The 20946-nt window shown below is 58.0% G+C and carries 22 protein-coding genes, 1 tRNA gene and 1 riboswitch; of the genes, 5 read left to right on the top strand and 18 right to left on the bottom strand.

The features are described from left to right. The first annotated feature begins 39 nt into the window (after positions 1 to 39). The 3 genes from R2940_02635 (at position 40) to R2940_02625 (ending at position 3658) form a co-directional block, all read left to right on the top strand. Positions 40 to 1542 (top strand): bifunctional DedA family/phosphatase PAP2 family protein, encoded by a 1503-nt coding sequence (locus R2940_02635; protein ID MEZ4598667.1) that lies wholly within the window; start codon positions 40 to 42, stop codon positions 1540 to 1542. Between the two features lie 200 nt (positions 1543 to 1742). Then, positions 1743 to 2768 carry an agmatine deiminase family protein gene (locus R2940_02630; GenBank protein MEZ4598666.1) on the top strand — a complete coding sequence of 342 codons (1026 nt, stop codon included), beginning with the start codon at positions 1743 to 1745 and terminating at the stop codon, positions 2766 to 2768. Continuing rightward, positions 2765 to 3658, top strand: a complete 894-nt coding sequence (locus R2940_02625; GenBank protein ID MEZ4598665.1) for a carbon-nitrogen hydrolase — start codon at positions 2765 to 2767, stop codon at positions 3656 to 3658. The genes R2940_02630 and R2940_02625 overlap by 4 nt, the downstream gene beginning before the upstream one ends. A gap of 444 nt (positions 3659 to 4102) precedes the next feature. On the opposite strand, the gene R2940_02620 is transcribed toward R2940_02625, so the two are convergent. The 14 genes from R2940_02620 to R2940_02555 all read right to left on the bottom strand — a co-directional run bounded on the left by R2940_02620 (position 4103) and on the right by R2940_02555 (position 17410). Further along, complete coding sequence (locus R2940_02620) at positions 4103 to 4657, bottom strand: helix-hairpin-helix domain-containing protein (GenBank protein MEZ4598664.1); 555 nt, start codon at positions 4655 to 4657, stop codon at positions 4103 to 4105. Then, complete coding sequence (cimA, locus tag R2940_02615; GenBank protein MEZ4598663.1) at positions 4654 to 6234, bottom strand: citramalate synthase; 1581 nt, start codon at positions 6232 to 6234, stop codon at positions 4654 to 4656. The genes R2940_02620 and cimA overlap by 4 nt, the downstream gene beginning before the upstream one ends. A 37-nt stretch (positions 6235 to 6271) precedes the next feature. Beyond that, on the bottom strand, positions 6272 to 7504 hold the full coding sequence (locus tag R2940_02610) for an aspartate kinase (GenBank protein MEZ4598662.1): 1233 nt from the start codon (positions 7502 to 7504) through the stop codon (positions 6272 to 6274). A 157-nt stretch (positions 7505 to 7661) separates the two neighbouring features. Next, positions 7662 to 8156 carry a tRNA (adenosine(37)-N6)-threonylcarbamoyltransferase complex ATPase subunit type 1 TsaE gene (tsaE, locus tag R2940_02605; protein MEZ4598661.1) on the bottom strand — a complete coding sequence of 165 codons (495 nt, stop codon included), beginning with the start codon at positions 8154 to 8156 and terminating at the stop codon, positions 7662 to 7664. 3 nt (positions 8157 to 8159) lie between these two features. Further along, positions 8160 to 8609, bottom strand: a complete 450-nt coding sequence (locus tag R2940_02600) for a CBS domain-containing protein (protein MEZ4598660.1) — start codon at positions 8607 to 8609, stop codon at positions 8160 to 8162. A gap of 26 nt (positions 8610 to 8635) precedes the next feature. After that, positions 8636 to 9031, bottom strand: a complete 396-nt coding sequence (acpS, locus tag R2940_02595) for a holo-ACP synthase (GenBank protein ID MEZ4598659.1) — start codon at positions 9029 to 9031, stop codon at positions 8636 to 8638. Between the two features lies 1 nt (position 9032). Continuing rightward, the gene (locus R2940_02590) at positions 9033 to 9752 is read right to left on the bottom strand and encodes a pyridoxine 5'-phosphate synthase (GenBank protein MEZ4598658.1); all 720 of its coding nucleotides are present in this window, start codon (positions 9750 to 9752) and stop codon (positions 9033 to 9035) included. Between the two features lie 2 nt (positions 9753 to 9754). After that, positions 9755 to 11125 (bottom strand): phosphoglucosamine mutase, encoded by a 1371-nt coding sequence (gene glmM / locus R2940_02585; GenBank protein MEZ4598657.1) that lies wholly within the window; start codon positions 11123 to 11125, stop codon positions 9755 to 9757. A gap of 1 nt (position 11126) precedes the next feature. Beyond that, entirely contained in the window at positions 11127 to 11804 is a 678-nt protein-coding gene (locus R2940_02580) for a CdaR family protein (protein ID MEZ4598656.1), read from the bottom strand. A 1-nt stretch (position 11805) separates the two neighbouring features. Beyond that, positions 11806 to 12594 carry a diadenylate cyclase CdaA gene (gene cdaA / locus R2940_02575; protein ID MEZ4598655.1) on the bottom strand — a complete coding sequence of 263 codons (789 nt, stop codon included), beginning with the start codon at positions 12592 to 12594 and terminating at the stop codon, positions 11806 to 11808. Between the two features lie 99 nt (positions 12595 to 12693). Further along, positions 12694 to 13902, bottom strand: coding sequence for a dihydropteroate synthase (folP, locus tag R2940_02570; protein ID MEZ4598654.1), 1209 nt, complete (start codon positions 13900 to 13902; stop codon positions 12694 to 12696). Beyond that, positions 13903 to 15759, bottom strand: coding sequence for an ATP-dependent zinc metalloprotease FtsH (gene ftsH, locus R2940_02565; GenBank protein MEZ4598653.1), 1857 nt, complete (start codon positions 15757 to 15759; stop codon positions 13903 to 13905). Positions 15760 to 15867: 108 nt separating this feature from the next. Continuing rightward, positions 15868 to 17271 carry a tRNA lysidine(34) synthetase TilS gene (gene tilS, locus R2940_02560; GenBank protein ID MEZ4598652.1) on the bottom strand — a complete coding sequence of 468 codons (1404 nt, stop codon included), beginning with the start codon at positions 17269 to 17271 and terminating at the stop codon, positions 15868 to 15870. A 62-nt stretch (positions 17272 to 17333) separates the two neighbouring features. Further along, positions 17334 to 17410 (bottom strand) — tRNA-Met (locus tag R2940_02555). 177 nt (positions 17411 to 17587) lie between these two features. Further along, positions 17588 to 17665, top strand: a riboswitch (cyclic di-GMP riboswitch). 94 nt (positions 17666 to 17759) lie between these two features. On the opposite strand from R2940_02555, the gene R2940_02550 reads away from it, so the two are divergent. Then, entirely contained in the window at positions 17760 to 18230 is a 471-nt protein-coding gene (locus tag R2940_02550; protein MEZ4598651.1) for a chemotaxis protein CheW, read from the top strand. A gap of 70 nt (positions 18231 to 18300) precedes the next feature. Here the strand turns inward: R2940_02550 and R2940_02545 are convergent, their stop codons facing one another. Both R2940_02545 and R2940_02540 read right to left on the bottom strand, forming a co-directional pair. Continuing rightward, a complete protein-coding gene (locus R2940_02545) occupies positions 18301 to 18711 on the bottom strand; it encodes a VOC family protein (GenBank protein ID MEZ4598650.1) in 411 nt (136 codons plus the stop codon). After that, on the bottom strand, positions 18701 to 19681 hold the full coding sequence (locus R2940_02540) for a transposase (GenBank protein ID MEZ4598649.1): 981 nt from the start codon (positions 19679 to 19681) through the stop codon (positions 18701 to 18703). The genes R2940_02545 and R2940_02540 overlap by 11 nt, the downstream gene beginning before the upstream one ends. A gap of 138 nt (positions 19682 to 19819) precedes the next feature. Between R2940_02540 and R2940_02535 the strand changes: the two genes are divergently transcribed. After that, positions 19820 to 20188: a hypothetical protein gene (locus R2940_02535; protein ID MEZ4598648.1), complete on the top strand. Its 369-nt coding sequence runs from the start codon at positions 19820 to 19822 to the stop codon at positions 20186 to 20188. On the opposite strand, the gene R2940_02530 is transcribed toward R2940_02535, so the two are convergent. Continuing rightward, the gene (locus R2940_02530) at positions 20185 to 20538 is read right to left on the bottom strand and encodes a hypothetical protein (GenBank protein MEZ4598647.1); all 354 of its coding nucleotides are present in this window, start codon (positions 20536 to 20538) and stop codon (positions 20185 to 20187) included. The two genes, R2940_02535 and R2940_02530, sit on opposite strands and share 4 nt — an antisense overlap. Positions 20539 to 20756: 218 nt before the next feature. Then, a complete protein-coding gene (locus tag R2940_02525; protein ID MEZ4598646.1) occupies positions 20757 to 20918 on the bottom strand; it encodes a hypothetical protein in 162 nt (53 codons plus the stop codon). Positions 20919 to 20946: the final 28 nt, after the last annotated feature.

Below are 20946 nucleotides of genomic sequence, written 5' to 3'. Positions count from 1 at the left end.
CGGGACGACCTTCCTTTTTGGAAAACTATATGGTTTGAGATGGAAAGCATTCTGGAAAATCTCTTTTCCTGGTTGCCTGTCGGCTGGCCCTACTACTGTCTGTTATTTTCGGTCACCCTGTTGGAATCGATCGTCGGTATCGGTCTGCTTGTTCCCGGCAGCACCCTGATCGTTTTTGCCGGCTTTCTGGCCGCTCATGGCCAGGGGGACCTGCTCCCGGTCACGCTGATATCGGTTTTGGGAGCTCTCATCGGAGACACCGCAAGTTTTCTTCTGGGAGCCAGATCAGGCCCCCAGGTGCGCCACTCCCGGCTGTTCAAAAAGCGGGCGCACCTCTTTCGAAAAGCCGAACTGTTTTTCGTTGCCCATGGCGGCAAAAGTCTGTTCTTCGGTAGATTTATAGGCCCTTTGCGCGGCATGGTGCCCTTCGTCGCCGGTTGCACCCGCATGTCCCCCGGGCCTTTTTTGACCTATACGCTGATCAGCAGCATGCTCTGGGGCATGGCCTACCCGGGGCTGGGATACCTCGGCGCAGCCAGCTGGCAACAGATCCAGCGGCTCACCGGCCGTCTGAGCCTGCTGATCGGCTCCCTCCTGGTACTGTTCATCCTCAACGGGCTTTTCTGGAAAAAACTGTTTCCCCGTTTGGTAACTCGCTTCACCCGCTACTGGCCGCACCTGGTGACGAGGTGGTACCGATTTCTGGAAACACCCCCGATTCAAGGATTTGCCAGCCGTTTTCCCCGTTTTTGGGATTTTCTGGCCGGGCGGTTCAGCATGAAGCGAGGCTCCGGTCTGTATCTCACCATCGGCCTTGCACTCAGTGCGCTCTTTTCCGGGATTTTTTTCTGGCTGGTCGAAAACATCGCCTTTCTGCGGAACCTCGACCGGCAGGTCTACCATCTGCTCAGTCAGCATCGCCATCCCCTGGCCGATCAGTTTCTGATCATTTTCCACTCTCTGGCCGATCCGTCGATCCTCCTGCTGGTTGGCGGTTTCCTTCTTTTCTGGCTGGTTCTGTACAATCGCGATTTCTCTGCTGTGATCCTGCTCGCCGGGTTGGGCGGCGGGAAGGTTTTGACAACCGTCCTGCAGGGCGTTTATACGCGAACCGGACCTTCCCCCTTCCAGGCAGAACTGGTCACCCTCCAGGCCAGCTTCCCTGGCCACCACGCCTTTTCCGCCCTGTTGCTGGCCGGACTGCTGGTTTACTTTCTGCTCGATACGGTCAGAAAATGGCGCTTTCGTCTGGGCCTTATCATCGGCGCCAGCTTCCTCGCCCTGCTTGCGGGGCTCAGCGGCTGCTATCTCGGAATCAACTGGCTCAGCGACGTGCTGGCCGGTTTCAGCCTGGCCGCCATATGGATGACTTTCCTGTTCACCATTCTGGAAATCCGCAGGCGTTATTCCGGGGAATTTCCCTGGGGAACCGGCTGGAAACCGGTCCAGATCCCCCTCGGCATGCGCCGCCTGATCCTGGCTCCGGCCCTCAGCCTGACATTTTTCGCGGTACTCTATTATCTGTACAACAGGGCTTTCTAACCGATACCGAGGGGCTCGTTAAAAGCCATTTTCGTGGAATTTTTGTTCGGGAATCCAGTCAGTAATTTTTTGGATGCCCGATAGAACCATTCGGGCATCACGAATCGAATTTGTGAATACACCGGGCTTAAACGGTTGCCAAACTTGCGAGTTTTATTTAGGATAACCGCCTTTCACCACTGTCTTTCAGGAGAATGTCCATGTCCGTCCGCCTGCCCGCCGAGTGGGAACCACAGGATGGCGTCCTGCTCGCCTGGCCCCATGAAAAAACCGACTGGGAACCGGTTCTGCTCCAGGTCGAGCCGGTTTTCGCCCGCATCGCTACTGAAATCAGCCGTTTCGAGCAGGTCCTGATTGTCGCTCCCGACAAAGAAAAGGTTCAGGCGCAGCTTGTGCAGACAGGAACCGACCTGGGGCGGGTCAGAATACTCGAGATCCCCTCCAACGATACCTGGTCGCGCGACTTCGGCCCGATCTGCCTGCTGGAAAACGGCCGTCCGGTCCTGTTGGACTATGTCTTTAACGGCTGGGGGAACAAATTCAGCGCCGACCTCGACAACCGTATCAACAGGCAGTTGCAGTCAGCCGGCTGTTTCGGCGACGCGCCTCTGCGCAGCATGGATCTGGTCCTGGAGGGTGGCAGCATCGAAAGCGACGGCAGGGGAACCCTTCTGACCACGACCCAATGTCTTTTGAATCCCAACAGAAATCCTCACCTGAATCGGGACGGGCTTGAAAAGCTGCTGAAGCAGCAGCTGGGAGTCAGCCATTTCCTCTGGCTCAATCACGGCTGGCTGGCCGGAGACGACACCGACAGCCATATCGATACCCTGGCCCGCCTCGCTCCGGAAGACACCATCCTCTATGTCTCCTGTGACGATACGACCGACGAGCATTATCTGGAACTCGCCGCCATGCAGGAGGAACTGCGCTCCTTCCGCACCGCCGCCGGCCGGCCCTACCGCCTTTTGCCGCTGCCATGGCCCAGGGCGCAATTCGATGAGAGCGGCGAACGACTGCCCGCCACCTACGCCAATTTCCTGGTCATCAACGAGGCCGTGCTGGTTCCCGTCTACGGAGATACCCATGATGCCCGGGCCCTGGAAACGATTGGCAAGGCTTTTCCAGGACGTGCTATCATAGGCATCGACTGTTCACCCCTGATCCTGCAGCATGGTTCCCTGCACTGCGTCACCATGCAGCTGCCCCGAGGAGTTCTGTCATGAACCAGGAGCGCCCTTTGGTTGTCGGACTGGTACAACACGCCTGTTCCAGCGATCTGCAGGCCAACCTTGAAAAATGCCTCACCGGCATCCGCCAGGCGGCTGACCGGGGAGCCGACCTGGTGGTGCTGCAGGAGCTGCACAACAGCCTGTATTTCTGTCAGGTCGAGGATTGTGCAAATTTCGACCTGGCCGAGGACATTCCCGGTCCGACCACCGTCGTTTTGGGGGACCTGGCCAGGGAGCTCGGCGTGGTCATCGTCGCTTCCCTCTTCGAAAAAAGGGCTCCGGGCCTCTACCACAACACCGCGGTGGTCCTCGAGCGGGACGGCCGCCTCGCCGGCCGCTACCGCAAGATGCATATCCCCGATGATCCCGGCTATTACGAGAAGTTCTATTTCACCCCCGGAGATCTGGGTTTTCAGCCGATTCCGACCTCCGTCGGCAAACTGGGGGTTCTGGTCTGCTGGGATCAGTGGTATCCCGAAGCCGCACGGCTGATGGCCATGGCCGGTGCCGAGATGCTGATCTATCCCACCGCCATCGGCTGGGACCCCGGCGACACCCGGGAGGAGCAGCAGCGTCAGTTGGATGCCTGGCAGACCGTTCAGCGTGGTCATGCCGTGGCCAACGGCATTCCCTTGATCGCGGTCAACCGGGTGGGTTTCGAGGAAGCTCCTGATGGAGACGGGGCGGGCGCCCTGTTCTGGGGCAACAGTTTCGTTGCCGGGTGTCAGGGTGAGATTCTGTGCCAGGGCGACAGGGAAAAGGAGGAAACTCTGGTAGTCTCCATCGACCGTCAGCGCAGCGAGCGGGTTCGACGGATCTGGCCCTTTTTGCGGGATCGGCGGATCGACGCCTACGAGGATCTGCAGCGCCGCTTCCGGGACTAGAAGGCTGTCTTCCTGACGGGTAGCGGATTGGATAACCGGGCAGAGCTTTCATGAACCGAAGGCATAAAAAACGAGAAGGGTCCCGGAAACCGGAACCCTTCTCGTTTTATAGAAAACAGATTTAATTGCCAGCGCGGCGTAAGCTATCCCAGGAAGATATTCTGGCTGCGCGCCCGGTTGGCAAGAATGGTATGGTCAACCATTTCTCCACAGGAGCAACATTTCCATGCATCAAAGGTTCTGACAAAATCATAAAATTTTTCTGCGTACATCCGACCTTTGCATTTGGGACATCTCATGTTTTCCCCCTCGTTACGAAAAATTGGTTTCGAAATACGATTATAGGGATTACACAAGACGTGCCATTCGCAATGAAAATTCTTCCGGCAAATTTCTGTCAAAAATTTACCGTTATATTTCAATGGTTTCCCTTTGTAAAAAACTTTAAAAAAATTCTTCCCAGGCGGAAATCCGCTTCTCCCCGATGCCTCGGACCTTTTCCAGGTCCTCCAGAGAGGAAAAATCGCCATTTTTTTGGCGGTATTCTTCAATTCTCTCAGCCAGTTTGGGCCCGATCCCGGGCAGTGCCATCCAATCTTCGCCGATCATGCTTCGCGGATGCAGTGGGATCATCAATACAATGCGTTGAGAGGCAGGCATCCATTTCCTTAAAATCTCAACAATTTCAATATCTTTCACAATCAGATCGAGTTCCTCCCCATTGTCCAGCGGCCGGTCGAGGCGTTCGTCATAGGTCGATGGCAGGCTGTAACCGCCGAGCGACATTTGAATGACGCTCCGGGGAGTCTGACCGTCAATAAATTGATGAACGCCGGGACGAGGAAACCCGGAGCCGAGCGCGACCCAGTTTTGGTCTTCAACGGCATGAAGAAAGGCCGGAGGGTCTTCCCTTGCGGAAAAGACCGACCGGCCCAGATGGCTGCCTGTCACGACCAGGAGGATGCCAACCAAAAGGTTTATCCCCCGATTTCGTTTCATGACCCCTTTTGTTCCTGTTCCTTCATCAGTTTGAACTGCAGGGCATCGACGAGGGCCTGATAGGAGGCATCAATGATGTTGTCGCTGACTCCGACCGTGCCCCAGCGCTTGTCCCGGTCGCCCGATTCGATGAGCACGCGGGTGATGGAAGCGGTGCCCCGTCCCGAAGGCAGGACCCTGACCTTGTAATCGAGCAGCCGCATGTCACGAATCTGAGGATAGAAGCTTTCCAGGGCTTTGCGCAGGGCATTGTCCAGGGCATTGACGGGACCGTTGCCCTCCGCGGCCGTATGCTCGATCTTGCCTCCGACCTTGACCTGGATGGTCGCCTCGGCCAGAGGCTTGTCGTCATCATGCCGTCGTGAATCGATAACCCTGAAGCCGATAACGGAAAAATAGGGCCGCACAGTTCCCAGGGCGCGCCGCATGAGCAGTTCAAAGGAAGCTTCCGCGCCCTCGAACTGGTAACCCTTGTTTTCCAGGTCCTTGATCTTTTCGAGGATTTCGACGGTGATGGGATCCTTGCTGTCGAGGTTGATGTTGAACTGCTGCGCCTTGGCCAGAATATTGGATTTCCCGGACAGATCGGAAATCAGCACCCGGGTCACATTGCCGACCAGTTCGGGCCGGATATGCTCATAGGTTTCGCAGTGCCGCTGGATGGCCGACACGTGCACTCCGCCCTTATGGGCGAAAGCGGAATTGCCTACATAAGGCTGATGGTTGTTAGGGACCAGATTGGCCAACTCGTAGATGTAGCGGGACACCTCCCGAAGGCGGGCCAACTGCTCCCCGCTGAGGCACTCCCGTCCCATCTTCAGCTGCAATCCGGGGATAATGGAACAGAGATTGGCGTTGCCGCAGCGCTCACCGAAGCCGTTGATGGTTCCCTGAACCTGCACCGCTCCGCAATCCACGGCAACCAGGGAGTTGGCCACGGCACAGCCGCTGTCGTTGTGGGTGTGGATTCCTATCGGTGTCGTCACCGCCTGTTTGACCACGGCCATGATCGGGGCGATCTCCTGAGGCAGGGTTCCGCCGTTGGTGTCGCACAGAACGATACAGTCGGCACCTCCGTCCTGGGCAGCCTGCAGGGTTTTCAGAGCATATTCGGGGTTGGCCTTGTATCCGTCGAAAAAATGTTCCGCGTCGTAAAAGACCTCGGCGACATTCTCCTTGAGGTAAGCCAGGGAGTCGTAGATGAGCTCCAGGTTTTCCTCCTCGGTGATACGCAGGGCCTCCCGGACATGAAAATCCCAGGTTTTGCCGAAGATGGTAATGACATCCGGCTCGGCCTGAATCAGGGTCAGGAGGTTGTGGTCCTTCTGCGGCGTTGTTTTCGCCCTGCGGGTCGACCCGAAAGCGGCAACCTTCGCCCGGGAGAGACGGACCTTCTTTATCTCCTTGAAAAAGGCGATGTCCTTGGGATTGGAGCCGGGCCATCCTCCCTCGATGTAGTGGATCCCGAGCTCGTCCAGCTTCTGGGCAATGCGAACCTTGTCCTGTACCAGGAAGGAGATCTCCTCGGCCTGGGTGCCGTCCCGCAGGGTCGTATCATACAATCGGATCTGATTCATCGATTCATCCTTCGCCCGCCGTGGAACCAGACAGGGCCTATTCAGGCTTTACATCCTTTTTCGCCAGACCGAACGCTTCATGAAGCAGGCGCACGGCCAATTCGGTGTATTTGGCGTCGATAACGCAGGAGACTTTGATTTCGCTGGTGGAAATCATCTGAATATTGATCCCCTCGGCCGAGAGCACCTGGAACATTTTGCTGGCCACCCCCGAGTGGGAACGCATGCCGACCCCGACAATGGAGATCTTGGTGATGTTCTCGTCGGTCTGGACGCCGGCCGCGCCGATGTCCCGGCTGGCCTCTTCGACCGCTCTCAGAGCTTTTTTGAAATCGCCATGAGGCACGGTGAAGGTCAGATCGGTATACCCCTCGTGGGACACGTTCTGGATAATCATGTCCACCGTGATATTGGCCTGGGACAACGGCGTAAAGAGGCGGGCGGCAATGCCGGGTTTGTCCGGCACGCGCATCACCGAAATTTTCGCTTCATCCTTGTTGTAGGTTACACCTGAAACCAGAACGGTCTCCATATCTGCATCCTCCTTCATTACCAGGGTGCCGGGGTTGTCATTAAAGCTGGATCGGACATGTACGACGACGCCATACTTCTTGGCGAATTCCACGGAGCGGATCTGCAGCACCTTGGCGCCCAGCGAGGCCATTTCAAGCATCTCGTCGTAGGAGATGCGGTCGATCTTGGAGGCATCGGAAACGATGCGGGGATCGGTGGTGTAGACCCCGTCAACGTCGGTATAGATTTCACAGACGTCCGCCTTGAGCGCAGCGGCCACCGCCACCGCCGAGGTATCCGAGCCACCGCGGCCGAGGGTGGTCAGATTCCCTTCGCGATCAACCCCCTGAAAACCGGCCACCACCACGATCGATCCCTTCTCGAGATCCTCCCGGATGTTCTTTTCGCCGATCTCTTCAATGCGCGCCCGGGAAAAGGAGCTGTCCGTCACAATCGGCACCTGGTGCCCGAGATAGCTTTTGGCCTTGTAGCCCATGCTCTGCAGGCACATGGCCAGCAGCGAAATCGTAACCTGCTCCCCCGTGGCGACGAGCACATCGTACTCGCGTTCGGATGGAAAGTCGCTGATCTCGTTGGCCAGGCTCACCAGTTTATTGGTTTCTCCCGACATGGCGGAGACCACGACCACAACCTGATTTCCCTCGTCATGGGTCTTCGCCACCCGCCGGGCGACATTCCGAATCCTGTCGACGCTTCCCACCGAGGTACCGCCGTATTTCTGAACGACCAGGGCCATGACTTTCCTTTCCTCCTTCAAATATTTAATTACCAGTACGATTATTCCTTACCATCGCTTCCCCTCAGATACCTGTGCAGGCGGGGACGGCAATCCAGCAACCTACCAAGAAATCGGGCACCGGTCAAAATATTTTTCGGGCATAAATCGGTCCTGCTTAATCCTTTTCCACCGGCCGTTTTTCCCAACGGTGCCGGAAATTTTCCAGAACCCTTGCAGCAGCCTCGCCCTCGGCACAAAAAGAAAAAGAGCGTTCCTCGATGTCCTGATGGGTGATTTCAACCGCCAGATATTCGGCGGCCAGGTGGGGAAAGCGTTCGGCCCACTCCACCACGGCGACTCCGGCTCCAGGCAGATATTCCTCGAAGCCGAGTCCGGCCAGGTCCTCGTTTTCAGGCAGCCGGTAGAGGTCGAAATGAAACAGGGCCAACCGGCCCTGGTAGGGGTTCATCAGCGTATAGGTGGGGCTGACGATCGCTTCCTGCTCGGGCACTTCCAATCCCCGGGCCAGGCCCTGGGCGAAGCAGGTTTTGCCGGCACCCAGGTCGCCGGTCAACAGAACCACCATCGGCTGACCAATCGCCTCCCCCAGACAGCGCCCCAACAGACGGGTTTCATCCGGTGAAAAGGTCGAAACGGCCCAATAGGCCATAGGTCAGACCCCCATGCTGCGGATGATGTCGACCCTGGCTACCACTCCCACGACCTGTTCGTTCTCCACCACTGGAATGAGATGCACCCCTTTTTCGACCATCAGCGCGGCAATCTCCTGCACCGTGGCTTCGGGGCTGACGGTCGTCACTTCATGCGTGCAGATCTCGCCGACCTTCTGGGCGGTCAGTTTCTCCACCTGCTGCCGGAAGCGATCCTCGCTTTCCAGATAAATGACCCAGTCGAAAAGGGAGATGACCGTCGGCAGGTGCAGCGGCTGGTCACGGGCGATCAGATCGGTTTCGGTGATGATCCCGAAAAGGCGCCCTTTACTGTCGACCACCGGCATGGCGTTCACCCCGGTTGCCAGAAAAAGGCGGGCCAGCTCCTCGACGCTGGTTTCGGGGGTGACGGTGTGAACCTCCCTGGTCATGATATCCTTGGCTTTCAGCATTTTTTCTCCTTTTGGCGCAACAATTTCTATTCGCCCCGGGAACTTTCCAGGATAACGGTGGCGAAGGCGTAATCTCCATCGTGACTGCAGGACAGGTGCATGTGGTGATGCCCGCGGGTCTGGAATTCCACCGCCGCCTGTCCGCTCAGAACCAGATAGGGGCGACCCAGCTCATCCCTGCGTACTCCGATCTCTCGCCAGGCGATCCCGTAACGCAATCCGGTGCCGAGGGCCTTGAGAAAGGCTTCCTTGGCAGCGAACCGTACCGCCAGGTACGGCGCAGGATCCTTTTTGGCCAGGGCGTAGGCCTGCTCGTCCTCATCGAACAGCCGATCGATGACGGCCCGCTTGCCCTGTTCCAGGAAGCGGCGAAAACGGCTGCAGCGCACCGTGTCGACACCGAGACCGGAGATGCGCGGCACTTCAGCGTCCCCTGACCAGAGCGACCATTTCACGCACCGCCCGATCCATCCCCACGAGGACGGCCCGGGAGATGATGCTGTGGCCGATGTTGAACTCCTCGATCCCGCCCAGGGCCACGACCGGGGCTAGATTGACGTAGTTCAGACCGTGGCCGGCATTGACCTGGAGACCGAGTTTTTTCCCGGCCCGGATGGCGGCATCGATCTTTTCCAGTTCCCGGCGGCGATCCTCGGCGGCGGTCGCCTCACAATAGGTGCCGGTATGGATTTCTATCCCGTCGGCACTGATGCGATGGGAGGCCTTAACCTGCTCCGGATCGGGATCGATGAACAGAAAAACCTTGATCCCCCTCTGTTTGAGTACCGCCACCCTCGACTTCAGAGCCGGCTTCATCTGGGCCACGTTCAACCCGCCCTCGGTTGTCAGCTCCTGGCGCTTTTCCGGAACCAGGGTGACCGAATCCGGGTTGATCATCAGAGCGATGCCGACCATTTCCTCCGTCGCCGCCATTTCCAGATTCAGACGGGTCTTCACGGTCTGGCGCAGCAGCTCCACATCCCGGTCCTGGATATGGCGACGATCTTCCCGCAGATGCACGGTGATGCATTCCGCTCCCGCCAGTTCCGCCAAAGCGGCGGCGGTAACGGGATCAGGCTCGTTGATGCCCCGGGCCTGGCGGATCGTGGCAACGTGATCGACATTGACTCCCAGAGTGGCCACGGCTAATTTGCCTCCTTTTTCTCGCCCATATGTTTGTCGATCGCGGCAGCGATCTCCTGAGCCAGTTCGGCGATCACGATTTCGTCCTGCCCTTCCAGCATAATCCGCAGCAGGGGTTCGGTGCCAGAGTAACGGATCAGTACCCGGCCGGTGTCCGCCAGTTTCGCCTCCGCCGCGGCAATCAGCTGAGCAACCTCGGGCACGGTATCCAGACTCTGTTTCTGTGCCACCCGGACATTGACCAGCACCTGCGGCAGGGCGGTCATGACGGTAGCGAGCTCGGAAAGAGGCTTGCCGCTTCGCTGCATGATGGCGAGCAGCTGCAGAGCCGACACCATGCCGTCTCCGGTCGTATTGTAGTCGAGAAAAATCATGTGCCCGGACTGTTCGCCGCCGACGTTGTAGCCGCCCCGGCGCATTTCCTCGACCACGTAGCGGTCGCCCACGGCGGTCTTGACCACCTGCCCCCCGGCCCTGCGTATGGCGATGTCGAGACCCATGTTGCTCATGACCGTAGCCACCAGAGTCTTCTTCGCCAACTTGTCCTGGGCCAGCAGGTCGCAGGCGCAGATAGCCATGATCTTGTCCCCGTCGACTTCACAGCCCTTTTCATCGGCGAAGATCACCCGGTCGGCATCGCCATCGAGGGCCATGCCGAGATGGGCTCCGTGTTCGCGAACCGCCCTGGCAATCACCTCTGGGTGCAGAGATCCGCAGCCGGCATTGATGTTGGTACCGTTCGGGGATGCCCCCAGGAGGATCACTTCGGCGCCCAGTTCCGTCAGAACGGCCGGCGCGGCCTTGTAGGCGGCACCGTTGGCGCAATCGAGGACGATTTTCAGTCCGGAGAGATCCAGGTCGCGGGGGAAGGCGTTTTTCAGGAAGACCACATATCGGCCGGTGGCATCGTCGAGGCGAAAGGCCTTTCCCACCTCCCCCGCTATCGGCCGAAGGGATTCGATCTGTTTGGAGAAGATCAGTTCCTCGATGAACATTTCGGTTTCGTCGGGGAGTTTGAAACCGTCACCGCAGAAGAACTTGATGCCGTTGTCCTGATAGGGATTGTGGGAGGCGGAAATCACCACGCCGGCGTCGGCCCTCATCGACGAGGTGATGAAAGCGATCCCCGGAGTCGGCATGGGACCGACCAGCAGGACGTCGACTCCCATGGAGCAGATTCCCGACGCCAGCGCGTTTTCGATCATATATCCGGAGAGGCGGGTATCCTTGCCGATTACGATACGCGGACGCCGGTTCTCCTTCTTGAACACGTAAGCAATGGCCCGGCCGAGCTGCATGGCGATTTCGGTGGTCATGGGGTAGATGTTGGCCACTCCCCTGACACCGTCGGTGCCGAATAGTTTCTTTTTCATGTCAATTCTCCTGCCGGTTTTCCGGCGCGGGTTCAGGAAGCCTTTCGAGGTCAACCCTGACCTCAACGTTCGATCGATCCTTCAAATGACTGTACCTGCCGAGATAATTCAGGGATATGGCGGTTTTTAAATCTTCGGTGGCGCCTTCCAGCTCCACCTCGTCGGTGAGGACCATCTCGACCTTTTCCAGCTCGCTTTTGGCCCCTTCGATGGTCGCGTTGGCCGGGTCGGACACGGCCCGGACCACCCTGTACCCCTTGGCCGGGTTACCGGCCAGACGGACCTTGACAGGCACGCTTTTGGTTATCACCCGATCGAGACGCACATCGATGTAGGACGGGGAGAGCCGGGTCACCTTTAAAGGTCCGGGGAGGTTGAGCCGCTCCTCAAGCCTTTTGAAGGTGGTCAGGCCGGGGCGCAGGCCCTTAAGATCCACCGAAATTCCGATATCCTCCGGATGCAGGTTCATCAGCAGAGTTCGCGGTCCACTGATACGCACTTCGATCCGACTCGGAATATCGTTCGCCACCATCATGCCGACGGGCATGTTCATCAGTTCCAGGGGCACCAGATAGGAGCGCTCCAGTCTCTGCTCCCCCATGACGAAAAACCACAACACCAGGGCGAAGGCCAGGGATAGCAGTTTGAGGACCCAGTTTTCGGTGAACTTTTTCAACATATCACTTGCTCTTCTTCTTGCTTACACGGGGTTCGAGCAGGCGTTTGAGAACACGGGTGAGCGAAGTCGAGTCGAGATCGCGGGTGATGCGTCCGCCCACGACCACCGATATCTTGCCCGTTTCTTCGGAAACGACGATGGCCACCGCATCCACCAGTTCGGTGAGGCCGATGGCGGCGCGGTGACGGGTGCCGAAGGTTTTGCTGATGTCCGGATTCTGCGAAAGGGGCAGAAAGCAGCCGGCCCGCTTCAGCCTCCCCTGCTGGATCACGACGGCCCCGTCGTGGATCGGGGAGTAAGGGAGAAAGATCGAGGTGATCAGATCACTGGCCACCTTGGCATCTATCTCCACTCCAACCTCGAGAAAGTCCTTCAGGCCGGTTTCCCGTTCGATGACGATCAGGGCGCCGATCCGCTTGTTGGCCATGTTGACGCAGGCCTTGACCAGCTCCGACATGACCTCGGTTTCCTCTCGATAGGACAGATCGGCGAAAAAGGGGTTGGCGCCCACATGAATGAGAGCCCGCCGAATATCCTCCTGAAACAGGACCACGATGACCAGGATGATCGAGGAGAGAAAATTGTCCAGAATCCAGTGCAGGGTATAGAGACCGGACACCTGAGAGCCGACATAGACACTGAGGATGACCGCCAGGCCGATCAGCATCTGAACCGCCCGGGTGCCCTTGATGAGAAGCATGATCCGGTAGATGATGAAGGCCACCAGGCCGACATCGATCGGATCGAGCACCCACCGGAAATCCTTTATGAAATCGAATATCCCACCCATGACGGATCAACCTGAAAAGAATCAAGAACCTGACGGTTCGGCCAAAGGACCCGGAAAGGGACGTTTTTCCCCCGGTGGAGGTTGTGTGACCCTTCCCTTCTAAATGTCACTCTGCCGCCGAACGGCCCAGGCCATCAAAGCAGCCTCTTTTGAGGCCCGTACATCGTGAACCCGGAACATCTGCACGCCGGCCGCCACGCCGAGTGCGACGGTAGCAAGGGAGCCCACCAGACGCTGGGCCGGGTCCGTCTGACGGAGAACCCGGCCGATAAAGCTTTTGCGGGAGGTCCCGAGCAGAACGGGGCGCCCGAGGCCGTGCAGTTCGGGCAGCCGTTGCAGAATCTCGAGATTGCCCCGCGGACTTTTGCCAAAGCCGATGCCCGGATCGACCGCCAGACGTTCCTCGGGAATCCCCACTTGAATGGCCCGGTCAATGCCGAGCTGCAAATAGGCGAGAATGTCCCCGAGCAAGTCAGTATAAGAGGTATCCTGCTGCATGGTGTCGGGGCGGCCGCGGGTATGCATCAGGAACAGCCCCGCCCCGCCTTCGGCAACGACTTCAGCCATCTGCCGGTCAAAACGCAGGCCGCTGATGTCGTTGATAAAATCGGCACCGGCGGCGATGGCGGCGCGGGCGACACCGCTTTTGCAGGTATCCACCGACAGCGGGCGATCAGTTTCTTTTCGCAGCCGCTCAACGACGGGGATCACCCGGTCGAGTTCCTCCTGCAGAGAAATCTCCGGCGCTCCGGGGCGGGTGCTTTCGCCGCCGATGTCGATCAGATCGGCGCCCTCAGCAGCGAGCTGCAGCCCGCGGCGAAGAGCCTGATCCGTTGCAAGATGACGACTGTCCGGATAAAAGGAGTCGGGGGTGACGTTCAGAATCCCCATGATCAAAGGTGGATCCAGTTCAAGCCGGCAGGAACGACCTGCGAGAAAAGCCGGAGGGTGGATCCAGGATTCCAGCAGCCTGTTCAGTCCGGCCGCCAGATCACCGGGCAGATGACCGTTCCTGGCACAGGAACGGCAGGCCTGGCGAAAATCCTTTTCGCAACCGCACAACAACAGATCACGCAGCGAGGTATCGGCAGCGGCGGCTGGCAGTGCCAGAGCCTCTCCGCCCGCCTGCCGCATCGCCTCGGCCAGTGCTTCGGCCGTCTGCGGTTGCAGGTCGGAAAACTTGACCAGACGGGAAAATGCCCGCTCCGTCAATCGGTCCGCTTCTGCCTGACCGATCCCGGAGCGGGCCAGCTCCCGGTGCAATTCCTCCTGTCCCGGAAGGACAATCTGTCGAATTGCAGGGGCCAATCAGGCCTCTGCAGTCACTTCACCAGCAGCCGTATCGACCACCGGGCTTTCCAGGATGGGAGGCTCGACCGGCTCCCCCATCGCCAGACGGCGGACTTCATTGCCATCCAGGGTTTCTTTTTCAAGCAGGGCTTCCGCCACCCGCATCAGCCCATCCCGGTGTTCACCGAGAATCCCGCGGGTCCGCTGATAGTTCTCCTGCACGATGCGCCGGATTTCGGAATCGATTTCCACCGCGGTCGCTTCACTGTAGTTCTTGGTATGGCCGAAATCGCGCCCCAGGAAGACTTCGCCGTCTTTTTCACCAAACGCCAGGGGGCCGATCTTTTCGCTCATACCCCACTCGCAAACCATCTTCCGGGCAATGGAGGTGGCCCTTTCGATATCGTTGCTGGCGCCGCTGGTGATCTCGCCGAAAACCAGTTCCTCGGCCACCCGGCCGCCCAGCAGCCGGCAGAGGAAGGATTCCAGACCGGCCTTGGACTCGTTGTACTTTTCTTCCTCCGGCAGATAGGTGGTCACGCCAAGGGCTCTGCCGCGAGGAATAATGGTCACCTTGTGCACCGGATCGGTTTGCGGCAGATAGAGGGCCACCACGGCATGGCCGGCCTCGTGATAGGCCGTAACTTTCTTTTCCTTTTCGGTGATCACCAGAGATCGGCGTTCCGCCCCCATCATCACCTTGTCCTTGGCCGCCTCGAGATCGTCCATATCGACGTGATCCTTGTTGGCGCGGGCAGCCAGCAAAGCAGCCTCGTTAATGAGGTTGGCCAGATCCGCGCCCGAAAAACCGGGAGTCCCCTTGGCCACCACCTCCATGTTGACATTGGAGGCCAAAGGAACCTTGCGGGCATGAACCTGCAGGATCTTGGTCCGGCCCTTGATGTCGGGCCGCGGAACCACCACCTGACGATCAAAGCGGCCGGGCCGCAGCAGGGCGGGGTCCAGCACGTCGGGACGGTTGGTGGCGGCGATCAGGATGACACCTTCGTTCGATTCGAAACCGTCCATCTCCACCAGCAGCTGGTTGAGAGTCTGCTCCCGCTCGTCATGGCCTCCACCCAGGCCGGCGCCGCGATGGCGGCCGACGGCATCGATCTCGTCAATGAAGATGATGCAGGGCGCATTCTTCTTCCCCTGCATGAACAGGTCCCGGACCCGGCTGGCGCCGACGCCGACGAACATCTCGACGAAATCGGAGCCCGAAATGGAAAAGAAGGGCACTCCCGCTTCACCGGCAATGGCCCTGGCCAGTAGGGTCTTCCCGGTGCCGGGAGAGCCGACCAGCAGCACCCCTTTGGGGATGCGGCCGCCCAAACGGGAAAACTTTTTGGGATCTTTGAGAAAACTGACGATCTCCTCCAGCTCGTCCTTGGCCTCGTCGATCCCTGCGACGTCCTTGAAGGTCACCTGACCCCCGGTATCGGTCAGCAGCTTGGCCCGGCTCTTGCCGAAACTCATGGCCTTGCCGCCTCCGGACTGCATCTGCCGGATAAAGAAGATCCAGACGCCGAACAGCAGCAGAATCGGGCCCCAGTAGATGAGCATGGTCATCCAGAGGCTGCCGTCGTCCTCTGCCTTGGCCTGAATGCTGACCCCCTTGTCGCGCAGTTCGGAGACCAGGTTGGGATCGTTGGGCGCGAAGGTCTTGAAGGTCCGTTCATCCTTGAAGGTCCCCTCGATGTTATTCCCCTGCAATGTGACTTCACGCACCGTGCCCTCTTCAAGAGCGGACACGAACTCGCTGTAGGACACGATGGTCTGATCGACCTGGCGACTGGACATGAGGTTCCAAAGCATGATCATGACCAGCAGGATGACCAGCCAGAGTGCGAGATTTTTATAGAACTGGTTCACTATTCCCCCTGTAGTTGCTTTTTTACTGAGCCCAGCTTGCAAAAACCTGGCCTAGGCCCGCTTAAACATTACCGAAATCTACCATAAGCCCTCCGATTTCACAAGAGTCTAATCGGCCTGTTCCTGCGGCAGAATTTCGATGCGGAGCACAGCTTCCGAATTGGCGGAAACCTCCCGGCCGGCGCATCGACGCAGGCCCCCGATCCAGAGTATTTCCCTCTCTATGACCAGAGGTATCGTTGTCCGGCTTTCCCGGTCCACCTTCTGGTCGATAAAGAATTTCTTGATCTTCGTGCTGCCCTCCCCATTGTCCGGTCTGAAGCGGTCGCCGGGCCGCAGGGAGCGGACAGAGAGCGGAAAGGACACCATCTCGGCCGCGAATTCCACGGCCAGGGCGCTTTCCCCCAGGGGAGCCTTCAGCATGCGGACGCGCAGTCGTCGACCGTCGGTGAGAAGCCAATCCCCCGGACCCTCGATGGTCAGCTCCTCCTGATGAAAAACCGATGGGGGGGTGCACCTCAGCCGGATAATTTCATACCGGCGGGCTACCCAGGCTCCCGGCAGATGCAGCTCTCCCTGGGACGGGCCGGACCGCACCAGTTCCTCGAGGGATTCGAGATGAACGGCGGACAGTCCGGCCAGTTCGCCCCGCACAATCCCCAGAGTGTGGCGCAGCACCCGGGCCCGCAGGGCGGGATGCAGCTCCAGCAGGCCGGACCGATCGAGCCGAATTTCAGCTCCCTCCTGAGACGGCCCGTCTTGCAGAGAATGAAATTTATCATCGATGCGGATGCCCTGCAGAGCCTTTTCGACCTCTTCCTGCCAGAACTCTTCCTCGAGGGCGATCCGGCGGGACAAACCGGCCAGTCTTTCCTCCACCCGGGGATTGAATTCCTGAAGCAGCGGCAGCAGGTCGAGACGGATCCGGTTCCGGGTAAAGCAGCGGTCCCGGTTGCTTGCATCCTCGCGAAAATCAAGTTTTTGGTGCATCAGGAAATCGAGAATCTCGCCGCGGGAAAAAGGCAGCAGCGGCCGGATGAAAGGCCCGCTGCGGGGGCGCATGGCCGCCAATCCGGACAACCCGGTACCGCGCAGGAGCCGGTGCAGAAAGGTCTCCACCTGATCGCCGCGATGATGGCCAAGGGCGATGACCGAACAGACTTCGCGGCCCGCTACCCGCATCAGGAATTCCCGCCGCTGGTCCCGGCCCGCCTCCTCGAGCCCCTGCCGATTCCGACGGGCGACGGCCGCAACATTGCACCGTTCTGAATCAAGGGGAATCGAACGGAGCAAGCAGAGATCGGCGACAAAACGGGCATCTTCGATGCTCTCCGGCCTCAGACCGTGATCCAGATGAGCGGCCCGCAGTTCGGCGCCCAGACGAGCGGCGGACGCCTGCAGCAAGTGAAGAAGGGCCACGGAATCCGGCCCCCCGGAGAGGGCGACCAGTACCCGATCGCCAGGAACAAGCAGTTGTTGCTTGACGAGAAATTCATGGAAGGCTTGGAACATGGCGGCCTGCTGCAAACGACAAAGCCCTCTCCAGTGGTCCAGAGAGGGCTTTGGCTATCAAATGGTGGCGGTGCAGAGATTCGAACTCCGGACACTGCGGATATGAGCCGCATGCTCTAACCAACTGAGCTACACCGCCGATCTTTTTTAAGCAAGAGAACATTGTTCCCATGTTCGAGGCACACTTTATAACGCAGGCCTTTTTGCTTGTCAAGGAGAAAGAATCGGTCACCGTTTGGCATAAAAAGAAAAAACCTTGACTTTCATTTTCTCGCTACCCGATAATCCGGCTTTAAATTTGCAAAAGAAATCGCACTTGCCGAAAACGCAAAACCGGGGCAACCCGGCGACGCAAAGCCATGGGTCCGCATTTGCGGAAAGCCGGGCCGCCGAAGAAGGTGCGATCCCCTTCAGGGCCACCATGCCTTTCCTTCGGCATCCCCGGTTTGAAACCTGTTGAATCTCATGCATTTGTGGAGGATAAGGCCATGACCAAAGATTCTGCCGACACCATGACCCAACCGGGATTTGTCGAAGAGGACACCCAAAAGGATAAGTACCTCACCTTTCATCTGGCCGACGAAGACTACGGCCTGGAAATCCGTTACGTGACGGAAATCATCGGCATTCAGAAAATCACCAAGGTTCCCGACATGCCGACCTATATCAGGGGCGTCATCAATCTGCGCGGCAAAGTGATCCCCGTGATGGACGTTCGCTCCCGCTTCGGCCTGCCGACCAGGGAATACGACGACCGCACCTGCATCATCGTCGTCGACATTGCCGAACAGCCCCTCGGCCTGGTGGTGGACCGGGTCAACGAAGTGGTCGACATCCCTGCATCCCAGGTCGAACCTCCCCCCGCCCAACGAGGCGCCAACGGTAATATCCGGGGCATCGGGAAAATCGGCGAAGAAGTCAAGGTTCTGCTCGATGTTGAACGCCTGATGGAGGATTGATTCTCTTTCAGCCGACCGCCTGATACGCATAAAACCCTGCCCTACAAGGCGGGGTTTTTTTATTCAAGACTCACCCTGAAAACAATTTCAACGGCGGCAAGGCCAACTCGATCTCACCCCGCCGGGATTCCAGCCACGGCGGCAGCATGAGTCTGCTCCCCAACTGCTCCGGCGTCTGGTCGATAGTGAATCCCGGAGCGTCGGTGGCGATCTCGAACAATACCCCTCCCGGTTCCCGAAGGTAGATGGAATGAAAATAGCTGCGATCCTTGACCGGTGAAGGATCAAAGCCCCGCGCCAAAATCTCGGTTCGCCATATTTCCTGCTTTCGTTCGTCGGCGATGCCGAAGGCCAGGTGGTGCACGACCCCGGAGTTCCTCAGGAGTTCCTCAGGGGACGGGAGTTCCTCAGGGGACGGAGTCAAGTTGTTAAATATCGAAAAACAATGAGCGCCTGTTTTATTCAAAAAATTAATTGGCATTTGCGATGCGCTCGCGCAACTTGCGGTCCTCAGCTAACAGAGCTTCTCCGCGGTCGGCCGCATAACTGACCCCAGCACGACCGATTTTCAGCTTGCGCCCGACTGCCTCCCCGCTCATTCCCATCTCCCGCACGGCCAAATAGCAGAGCACGCTTCGGGCTTTGACAACCGGTCCTCTTCTCTTTCTCAATCCCAACGATTCTGGGGCAAGATCAAAGGCCTGCGCCACACGTTGTATCAACTCATCTATCGGCAAGGCAGGCAGTTTCGAAGGTGTCTCCGAATTTTGCAAAACCTGCTCGACAAAATCCGCACTACCCAGAACACGCCGATCTGAAATGGCTTCACGGTCTTCTTCTTTTTCCCGCCTTGAAAGCCACCGCAAACCATCCTCATCCAATTCTTTCTGACTGCTTCCCATACCGTCCGCCAGAAACTGCAGATATCTTCGCCTGGCCGACGATAACCGGCTGGAAAATCGCTGCAAAACCTCTTCAGTAACCTGCCCACCAAGCTCCTGCGATCCCATCAAAACACCATGTCCGCACCATGGGTAGCGGTTCAACGCTTCAAGGTCTTGGACAGCTCCGGCGCGCAGAGGATTAAGGTGAATATACCTGATCAACTCCAGCAGATAGGTCTCCTCATCGCAGACAATGGATTTGTAGCGGTTTTGAAACAGGTGGCCACTGCGGCCGTGCCTGAGATTAAAGGTGGTTGCATGGCCCGTCAACAACCGGCGCATGAAACGGGCCAGGCTGGTTTGACCGATGCGCAGGAGAAAGTGGGCGTGGTTGTCGAGAAGAGCCCAGGCCAGGCAGTCGATATCGCATTTTTCCAGCAGGGACGAGAACCGTTGGACAAAAGAGTGCCGGTCGTAATCATCCCGAAAGATTTTTCGTTGTTCGTTACCCCGGATAATGACGTGTTGCAAAAGACCGGGATAATCGATGCGGGCGGCTCTAGGCATATCAGAATCCGATACAAAGCAAATTGGAGGTTAATTCAACAACTTGACTCCGTCCCCCCCATACACTTCCCGGTTCAGGATTGCAGCGTCCTTCTCCACATTCCCGCGTGTCCCCGAATCAAATTCTTTGCGTTGTTTGTGAAAGTGCTGGATTTCTGCGGCTCCGTTCGCCAGCAGGGCATCAACTTTATCCAGCAACGGGGCATTGTCGAATGGCAACAGCTTGGCAAGGGCCGTTTCGAGCTCGGGGAGCCGGTACAGGAAATTGCCAATCCCCCCGGACTGATCTGGTGCAGGTTGACGCCGCAGCCGAGCTTTTCAAGGAAGACGGCGTTGATAGCCTGTTCGAACTGTCCTGTCATGGGCCACCGCCTCCAAAGCGGTGTAGTGGCCGGCTTTGATGACATTGAGGTATTGGTATTTGAAATGGCCGTACCCACCCTGGGGCAACCCCAGGGACGCATCTCTTTCATTCAGGATCGTGTCTACCGCCGGATTCCGTTCTAACAGAGGAATGATTTCCAGGGCGATGCGATACTGGGTGAGAAAGATACTTCGGCCAGGTGAAAAGCGCGTCTGTTCTCCTCCTTGTTCTTCAGTTGATAAAAACCCATGTGCTTTTCCCCAAGAGCATCAAGGGCGCGATAGTTGTCGAGAAGGGGATACCACAGGGAAAGAATTTCCCGACGGATATCTGGACGCAACAAAGTGGAATCTGGCCCGGGTCTCGGACTGAAAAGGTCGGGGCGTTGCCGGATCTCGCCGAGAAGGTGAAAAAGATTGCCGCGTAAACGTGCGAAAGTGGCCAGGTCCTGATCATATGAAGAAACAATGAACTCATCCTGCGTTTGGCTCACCGACCCGGCGTCTGCTCGGTTGCAGAAACCCTGAGCAAACCATATCGACAGGAAAAGAAAAACTCCCAACCTGAATTTAAATTTATGAATTTCCAAATTATTCACGCTCCTCTTTTTTGTTCAAAAAGGTGTAGAAACGGCAACCAAGAAGTTCCTCAGGGGACGGAGTCAAGTTGTTAAATATCGAAAAACAATGAGCGCCTGTTTTATCCAAAAAATTAATTGGCATTTGCGATGCGCTCGCGCAACTTGCGGTTCTCAGCTAACAGAGCTTCTCCGCGGTCGGCCGCATAACTGACCCCAGCACGACCGATTTTCAGCTTGCGCCCGACTGCCTCCCCGCTCATTCCCATCTCCCGCACGGCCAAATAGCAGAGCACGCTTCGGGCTTTTGGGCGTAGTTGTCGA

This window comes from Syntrophotaleaceae bacterium, assembly GCA_041390365.1.
Taxonomy (GTDB): Bacteria; Desulfobacterota; Desulfuromonadia; order Desulfuromonadales; family Syntrophotaleaceae; genus JAWKQB01.
The sequence above is the reverse complement of the archived record's forward strand: the minus strand, read 5'-3'. Positions and strand labels throughout refer to the sequence as shown.